Origin of the sequence: Roseomonas sp. TAS13, assembly GCF_001950415.1 — a bacterium.
Classification (GTDB): Bacteria; Pseudomonadota; Alphaproteobacteria; order Acetobacterales; family Acetobacteraceae; genus Roseomonas; species Roseomonas mucosa.
The window spans coordinates 1-5,809 of the sequence record NZ_BDLP01000283.1 but is presented as its reverse complement, the minus strand read 5'-3'; the positions used below and the strand labels follow the sequence as shown (position 1 = coordinate 5,809).

At 71.1% G+C, this 5,809-nt stretch carries 9 protein-coding genes; 3 read left to right on the top strand and 6 right to left on the bottom strand.

Going from position 1 to position 5,809, the window contains the following annotated elements:
* Together ROTAS13_RS18140 and ROTAS13_RS18135 are read left to right on the top strand one after the other, a co-directional pair.
* The coding region (locus ROTAS13_RS18140; RefSeq protein WP_139323427.1) for an SDR family oxidoreductase at positions 1–158 on the top strand (158 nt) is incomplete at its 5' end.
* A gap of 144 nt (positions 159–302) precedes the next feature.
* Positions 303–614: a YciI family protein gene (locus ROTAS13_RS18135; protein WP_019463029.1), complete on the top strand. Its 312-nt coding sequence runs from the start codon at positions 303–305 to the stop codon at positions 612–614.
* Between the two features lie 13 nt (positions 615–627).
* On the opposite strand, the gene ROTAS13_RS18130 is transcribed toward ROTAS13_RS18135, so the two are convergent.
* The 4 genes from ROTAS13_RS18130 to gloB form a co-directional block, all read right to left on the bottom strand.
* Positions 628–969 (bottom strand): phage holin family protein, encoded by a 342-nt coding sequence (locus ROTAS13_RS18130; protein WP_019463030.1) that lies wholly within the window; start codon positions 967–969, stop codon positions 628–630.
* Between the two features lie 122 nt (positions 970–1,091).
* Positions 1,092–1,700 (bottom strand): bifunctional 2-polyprenyl-6-hydroxyphenol methylase/3-demethylubiquinol 3-O-methyltransferase UbiG, encoded by a 609-nt coding sequence (locus ROTAS13_RS18125; protein WP_075823023.1) that lies wholly within the window; start codon positions 1,698–1,700, stop codon positions 1,092–1,094.
* The gene (locus ROTAS13_RS18120; protein ID WP_019463032.1) at positions 1,697–2,164 is read right to left on the bottom strand and encodes a cupin domain-containing protein; all 468 of its coding nucleotides are present in this window, start codon (positions 2,162–2,164) and stop codon (positions 1,697–1,699) included. The genes ROTAS13_RS18125 and ROTAS13_RS18120 overlap by 4 nt, the downstream gene beginning before the upstream one ends.
* 19 nt (positions 2,165–2,183) lie before the next feature.
* Entirely contained in the window at positions 2,184–2,939 is a 756-nt protein-coding gene (gene gloB, locus ROTAS13_RS18115) for a hydroxyacylglutathione hydrolase (protein ID WP_019463033.1), read from the bottom strand.
* 40 nt (positions 2,940–2,979) lie between these two features.
* Here gloB and ROTAS13_RS18110 point away from each other — a divergent pair, with 40 nt between their 5' ends.
* The gene (locus tag ROTAS13_RS18110) at positions 2,980–3,804 is read left to right on the top strand and encodes a class I SAM-dependent methyltransferase (RefSeq protein WP_083755597.1); all 825 of its coding nucleotides are present in this window, start codon (positions 2,980–2,982) and stop codon (positions 3,802–3,804) included.
* Between the two features lie 89 nt (positions 3,805–3,893).
* Here ROTAS13_RS18110 and ROTAS13_RS18105 read toward each other — a convergent pair whose 3' ends face one another.
* Positions 3,894–5,069: an acetyl-CoA C-acetyltransferase gene (locus ROTAS13_RS18105; protein ID WP_019463035.1), complete on the bottom strand. Its 1,176-nt coding sequence runs from the start codon at positions 5,067–5,069 to the stop codon at positions 3,894–3,896.
* A gap of 157 nt (positions 5,070–5,226) precedes the next feature.
* Positions 5,227–5,809 (bottom strand): SDR family oxidoreductase (locus ROTAS13_RS18100; protein WP_075823021.1); only part of this gene is annotated, 583 nt, incomplete at its 5' end.

The window sequence follows — 5,809 nt, the reverse complement described above, 5'->3', positions numbered from 1 at the left end:
CGCCCGACGTGCTGGAGAAGATCATCGCCCGCATCCCCGTCGGCCGGCTGGGCCGGGCCGACGACATCGCGCGCGGCGTCTGCTTCCTCACCGCCGACGATGCCGAGTTCATCACAGGCTCGACCATGTCCATCAACGGTGGACAGCACATGTACTGAACCGGAACCGCTCAGGGGGCGCCGGGCCGGTTCCGCCGGGTTGGCGCCACCGGCGCGTCCGGGTGGTTGACGGCCCGGGCCACCTCGTTCCTCCTCCATCCCCCGGACGACAGCGGCCGGGACAGTGGATGAGAGGAGGAACCCATGCCCTTCATGGTGCTCGCCTATGACGGCAAGGATGCGGAGGCCCCCGCCCGCCGGCAGGCTGCCCGCCCGGCCCATTTCGCCCGCGTGGCGCCGGAGGCCGAATCCGGCCGCCTGCTGATCGGCGGCCCGCTGACCGATGCGGACGGCCGGATGATCGGTTCCATGATGGTGCTGGACCTGCCGAATGAGGCTGCCGTGCATGCCTGGCTGGCGGACGACCCCTATGTGCGGCAGGAGGTCTGGAAGGACATCAGCGTCCTGCCCTTCCAGGTCGCGCCCCTGAAATACCGGCCCCTGTCCGCCGGCTGAGGCCCCGCCGGCATCAGGTCCGGTCGCGGACGAGGCTGCTGGCGAACCAGGACACGAGCGCGACGATGATGGCGCCCCAGAAGGCAGCCCAGAAGCCGTCGATGCTGAGAGGTGAGAAGAGGCTGGTCAGCCCGAACATCGCCGCGTTGATCACCAGCGAGAACAGGCCGAGCGTCAGGATGGTCAGCGGCAGGGACAGCAGCGCGACCACCGGCCGGATCACGGCATTGATCAACCCGAAGACCACCGCGGCGAAGAGCGTGCCCACCAGCCCCGGCAGGTGGATGCCCGGCACCACCTGCGAGGCAACCCAGAAGGCGATGGCGGTGATGACCGTCCGAAGCAGGAAACCCATCCGCCCGATTCCTTATCCTGTGGCCGGCGCAGTGTAGAGCAGTTCGTGGAGGATCGGGCGTGGCGCTCCGGGAGGCCCATCGGGGCGGTGCCCCGACCCCGGACCCACTGGCTTCGTCCCGATCACCCGGCCTGCCGCCACAGGCCGCGGACGACCTCGGCCTCGCCCTGGTGCCTTGGGCCTTCGTCGAGCAGGACGGTGCCGTCGAGGCATTCGAGCAGGCGCATCCCGCCGAAGAGGCGCCGGGCTTCCGTGGCGGTCCAGAGCAGGGCCGGGTCGCGCGGCCCGCCGGAGCGGCGGCCTTCCTGGGCGGGCGAGAAGCCTTCCAGCACCAGCAGCCCGCCGGGGGCCAGGGCGGCCACGGCCCGTTGCGCCACCAGGGCGCGGTCCTCGGGCGGCAGATGGACAAAGATCCAGGCCACGAGATCGAAGCGCCGCTGCGGCCAGTTCCAGCGCGTCAGGTCGGCAGCCACCGTTTCCAGCGCGACACCGTGCCGGCCGGCGAGCGCCCGCGCCTTGGCGAGACCCGTGGCCGACCAGTCCAGGCTGGTGACGTTCAGCCCTTGCCGGGCCAGCCAGACGCCGTTGCGGCCCTCGCCATCGCCCAGCGCCAGGGCGGACTGGCCGGGGCGCAGGCGCGGCAGCATGCTTTCCAGGTAGCGGTTCGGCTGCTCGCCGAAGGTGAAGCCCTCCGCGTCATAGCGCGCGTCCCAGGCGGGGGCGTCGCTCACGACCGGCGCGGCGTCCAGCCCGGCGGGGCCAGCTCGAAGCCCGCGAAGGAAAAGGCCGGGGACACGGTGCAGGTCACGAGGCTCCAGCCCTGGCCCGCCGCCGGGGGCAGGGGGACCGCCGCCTGCCACCAGTGCCGGGGGACCACGGCGGACAGGCGCTGCCCGGCGGAAAGATGGGGGCCGAGCACGATCTCCAGGGGGTCCGAACCCTCCCAGCAGAGGCTGAGCTGGAGCGGCGCCCCGGCATGCCAGTGCCAACCCTCGGCCGCGTCCACCCGGTGCCAGTGGCTCCGTTCGCCGGCCGAAAGCAGGAAGAGGATCGAGGTCCCGGCCCCGCGCGTGCCGTCGCCGGGCTCGTCGCGCCAGGTTTCGCGGTAGCGGCCGCCTTCCGGATGGGGCGTCAGCTCCAGCGCCTCGGCCACCGCATCGGCGGAAAGCCGCGTGTCGCGCAGGTCGATGTTCATGGCTGGCCTCCCCATGGGTTCACCGGAACTCGTCCTTGGCCTTCCGCATCGCGGCCAGCGCCGCCACGTCGGGTGCGCGCAGGAAGGGGTTGGTGGCCATCTCCTCCTCCAGCCGGGTCGGGACGGTCGGCTCGCCCCGGCCGCGCTGCTCGCGTGCCTGCTGCGCCCGGTCCTGCAGCGCCTTGTTGTCGGGCTCCACAGTCAGGGCGAAGCGGGCGTTGGACAGGGTGTATTCATGGCCGCAGCAGACCAGCGTGTCCGGCGGCAGGGTGCGGAGCCGTTGCAGCGAGGCGAACATCTCCTCCGCCGTGCCTTCCAGCAGCCGCCCGCAGCCGAGCGAGAAGAGCGTGTCGCCGCAGAGCAGAACATCCGGGCTGCGGCTCTGCTCCTTGTCCTGGGGGCGGGGGGCCTGGATGTGGAAGGCGATATGCCCGCGCGTATGGCCGGGCGTGTCGATCACCACGGCCCGCGCCGAACCGATGGCCATCCCGTCCCCCGGTGCAAGGGCGTGGTCGAGCGGCGGCAGGCGATAGGCATCGGCCTTGGCGCCGACAACCTTGGCGCCGGTGGCGGCGACCAGTTCCGCCACGCCGCCGATATGGTCCTGGTGGTGATGGGTGAGCAGGATGAAGTCGCACCGCCCGTCCGGCAGGTCGGCCAGGACCGGCCGGGCCTCGCCCGGGTCGCAGACAGCCACGGTGCCGGTCACCGCGTCGGCCACCACCCAAGCATAATTGTCCGACAGGCAAGGAATCGCCCGAACCGTCAGTGCCATTGGCAGTGTCTCCCTTCGACGAGCGGCCTATATTCGTCCCATGAGCGCCGAGGTCCATGGACTCGACCAATTCTACGCATCGCCCACCGGGATCGTTGCCAAGCGATTGCTGCGTGCCAGGTTGCGGGCCGTCTGGCCCGAGCTGGCGGGGAGCGAGGTCCTCGGCATCGGCTATGCCGGTCCCTATCTGCGGCTCTGGCGCCGCCGTGCCGCGCGGCTGATCTCGATCATGCCCGTGCAGGGCCCGCCCCCGGGGCGGCTGTCCCGCTGGCCGGCGGACGGTCCCGGTGCCCTTGCACTGGCCGAGGAGGAGAACCTGCCCTTCGCGGATCTCAGCTTCGACAACGTGCTGATGGTGCACGGGCTGGAGCATGCCGACCATGCGCGGCGCATGTTGCGGGAGGTCTGGCGCGTGCTGCGCGACGAAGGGCGGCTCCTGGTCGTGGTGCCGAACCGGCGCAGCATCTGGGCGCATCTGGACCATACGCCGCTGGGCCATGGCCAACCCTATACGCCGCTCCAGCTCGCGCGGTTGCTGGAACGCGGCATGTTCCACGTGGAACGCCGCGATGGCGCGCTCTTCGTGCCGCCCTTCCGTTCCCGGCTGCTGCTGCGGACCGCACGGCTTTGGGAAGGCGCCGGCCATGCGGTTTCGCCGAAACTGTCGGGCGTGACGATCATCGAGGCGCGCAAGGAGGTCTTCGGGGCGCTTTCGCTCCGGACCCAGCCGAGCGGAAGGCGTGTCAACGTTCCGGCCTGGGTGGGGCGTGGCCTGGCACCGGCGGCCCGGGGACAGGGCCATGTCCGGCCGGCGGATGAGGTCCTGGCGCGCGAGGCGGACCCGGGAGGCGAGGGAACCCGGTGAGGGAGCCAGGACCCTGCGGGGTCCTGGCAGATCGGGGCAAGGGCGGAGCCTTGTTCCCCGGGAAAGCGGAACGCTGGATCAGGTCCCGCTCAGGGGGCCTCGACACACATGGCGACGCCCATGCCGCCCCCGATGCAGAGGGTGGCGAGGCCCTTCTTCGCGCCGCGCCGCTTCATCTCGTGCAACAGGGTGGTCAGCACCCGGGCGCCCGAGGCGCCGATCGGATGGCCGATGGCGATGGCGCCGCCATTGACGTTCACCTTGTCCGGGTCCCAGCCCATGTCCTTGTTCACCGCGCAGGCCTGGGCGGCGAAGGCCTCGTTCGCCTCGATGAGGTCGAGGTCCTGGATGCTCCAGCCCGCCTTCTCCAGCGCGCGGCGGGAGGAGGGGATCGGCCCGGTGCCCATGATGGTCGGGTCCACCCCCGCCGTGGCCCAGGAGGCGATGCGCGCCAGCGGCGTCAGCCCGCGCTTCGCCGCCTCGGAGGCGCTCATCACGACGATGGCCGCGGCGCCGTCATTGATGCCGGAGGCATTGCCCGCCGTGACCGTGCCGTCCTTGGAGAAGGCCGGGCGCAGCTTGGCCAGGATCTCCATCGTCGTCTCGGGCTTGGGGTACTCGTCCTTCTCCACCACCGTGTCGCCCTTGCGCCCCTTCACGGTGACGGGCGCGATCTCGTCGGCGAAGCGGCCGGCCTTCTGCGCCTCGCCCGCCTTGCGCTGGCTGTTGTAGGCGAGCTCGTCCTGCTGCTCGCGCGTGATCTGGAACTTCTGCGCCACGTTCTCGGCGGTGTTGCCCATGTGGTAGCCGTTGAAGGCTTCCCACAGCCCGTCGCGGATCATCGTGTCCACCAGCGACAGGTCGCCCATCTTCTGCCCGGCGCGCAGGTTCGCGCAGTGCGGCGACTGGGTCATGCTCTCCTGCCCGCCCGCGAGGACGATGCTGGCATCCCCCGTCGCGATCTGCTGCGCCGCCAGCGCCACGCTGCGCAGGCCGGAGCCGCAGACCTGATTGATCCCGAAGGCCGTGCGCTCGACCGGAATACCGGCATGCACGGCGGCCTGGCGCGGGGGGTTCTGCCCGGCGCCGGCGGTGAGCACCTGGCCCAGGATCACCTCGTCCACTTCCTCCGGCCGGATGCCGGCCTTCTCCAGCGCCGCCTTGATGGCGATGGCGCCCAGCGCATGGGCCGGAAGGCTGGCGAAGGCGCCGTTGAACGCCCCGACGGGCGTGCGCATGGCGGAGGCGATGACGATATCGTCCATGGTAGCGGTCCTTCCCCAAGGTTTACGGATGATCTTGGGCCGCCCCTGGAAGGGCGGCAAGGCACCCTCCCATGACAGGGGGGTGATTTGTTCGGAAGCCGAGAAGAACTCCCCGCCGGAAAGGAGCGAGGACGCCCTGCCCGGCGGCCGGAAGGGCTCAGAAGCTGCCCGGGAACTGTCCTCCATCGGCCAGCAGGCTCTGGCCGGTGATGAAGCCCGCCTGGGCGGAGCAGAGGAAGGCGACCGCCGCTGCGATCTCCTCCGCCGTGCCGTAGCGTTTCGCCGGGTTGGCGGCGGCGCGCTCGGCCCAGATCTCCTCATAGGGGCGGCCGGTCATGGCGACGAGGCCGCGCACATGCGCCTCCTGCGCCTCCGTCGCCACGATGCCGGGCAGGACGTTGTTGATGGTCACGCCCCGCGCCACGGTCTGCCGCGACAGGCCGGCGCAGAAATTCACCAGCCCGGCCCGCGCGCCATTGGAAAGGCCCAGTTCCGCATGCGGCGACTTCACGCTGCGGGAGGCGAGGTTCACGATCCGCCCGAAGCCGCGCGCCATCATGCCGTCCACCACGCCGCGGATCATCTGGATCGGCGAGAGCATCATCATGTCCAGCGCCCGCATCCAGATATCGCGGTCCCAGTCGCGGAAGTCGCCGGGCGGCATGCCGTCGCCGTTGTTCACCAGCACGTCCGGCGCCGGACAGGCCGCCAGCACGGCGGCCCACCCGGCCTCGGTGGTC